2 protein-coding genes are annotated in these 1,383 nt (G+C 51.0%); both read right to left on the bottom strand.

Going from position 1 to position 1,383, the window contains the following annotated elements; translation table 11 throughout:
- Window positions 1-207: 207 nt before the first annotated feature.
- Window positions 208-885 (bottom strand): SMI1/KNR4 family protein, encoded by a 678-nt coding sequence (locus ABT116_RS46510; protein WP_351647286.1) that lies wholly within the window; start codon window positions 883-885, stop codon window positions 208-210.
- Window positions 885-1,383: hypothetical protein (locus ABT116_RS46505; RefSeq protein ID WP_351647284.1), on the bottom strand; the 499-nt coding region annotated here is incomplete at its 5' end. The genes ABT116_RS46505 and ABT116_RS46510, both read right to left, overlap by 1 nt.

The raw sequence follows: 1,383 nt of genomic DNA, 5'->3' as shown, positions 1-1,383 counted from the left end.
CAGAGCACGAAGCGGGCGAAGGCGGTGAAGGCGGCGGGCGCCGTCTGCTCCTGGCCCCGAAACCGATCATGACCTCGAGATCCCTTCTGGTCAGACAAATTGATCATCTGCTCTTTGGAGACTGGATCCGAGGCACGTGCCACGTGGGGCAAGACCGCACACAAATTGCTTAGACTGTCTCCAGTCTGGCTATCCAAGGCGCAGGCTCTAGGCACCGAGTCCGACGTTGGTCCAGATATCAAGGTAAGTGGAGTAATCGACCAGTTCAGGGGGTTCCGTCAATGACCACACAACACCCCTTGTCGATTCCTCACCAAAGTACAAGCAAAGATAACCGCCGCCGCCCGATCTGAATGTCGCGATGCAACGAGCCGGATCTGGGTACTCTTCAGGGGACAGCCCGTCCAGAATAGACCATTCAAAGCTGTCAATTCGAAACATATCTTCAAGAGGCAGTGGCCCGACAGTCTTACCGGCAATATAGTACCAACCGTTGTGCAAATTTGAATAGAAATTCTTTAGACTGGGGGGGAATTTATTCCAATACCCTGGAAGTTCACCACCATCAACTACCGGTGGCGTACCCAAATAGTAGAGATCGGTCCCATCTGCCATTTTAATTTTATATAGAAGAAAGAACCTATTTTCAGACCTGAGCAACCGAACATCGGATAGATTCTCTTTAATGTTTCTGTAAGTGTCGCCCAATATCGGTCGCCCAAATACATCCCATTGGTCCAATATCCCCGAAATTCGAGCTGCAAGATCACCATTTAGTGCATCCAACCAATAAATCGGAAGCGCCATACGTTCAAGTGGTGTCAAGTCGTCAATCTCCACAAGCACGGGCGAGTCGACATACCGCGAAATCTTGACCAGATCCACTACTGAACTCCATTCAATATACTAGATATCATTTGACGAATTTCCTCAGTAAGATGAGTTTCGATTTCGATCATAGCATCCCGGAATTCAGGGGAAACCGGGATTCCACCCTTCACATAGCCCCACCAGTCTGCCCAACTCTTGGCGCCCTTTGACGTATTCGCAGTCGGGCTCAAACCCAGGAAGTTATCGACATAGTTCAATACTTGAATTTGCTGCTCGAAGGTCAACTGCGTAAAACCAGGCATGTCGAATATGACCCTCATCGGTACGGTGTGATCCGCCTCGAGGACGTCGGGCAATGTGAGCCCGGGAAGAACCGGGTCCGGTCCGCCACCTTCGTGATCAAGGTTAACTATGTCGCGGATCACATTTGTCGGCGTTTTTCGACGCAGCGACGCATACAATTGAGCTAAGTCAGCGGCCGTCAGCGGGTTGCCTTCGGAATCCAAGGTCATGCACTGAACGACCCCGAAGCCATCGAGGCCGAGAAGAAGA

Source organism: Streptomyces sp. NPDC002130 (genome assembly GCF_040296465.1).
Classification (GTDB): Bacteria; Actinomycetota; Actinomycetes; order Streptomycetales; family Streptomycetaceae; genus Streptomyces.
Note: the sequence above shows the minus strand (reverse complement) of the source record. Positions and strands in the feature narration are given on the sequence as shown.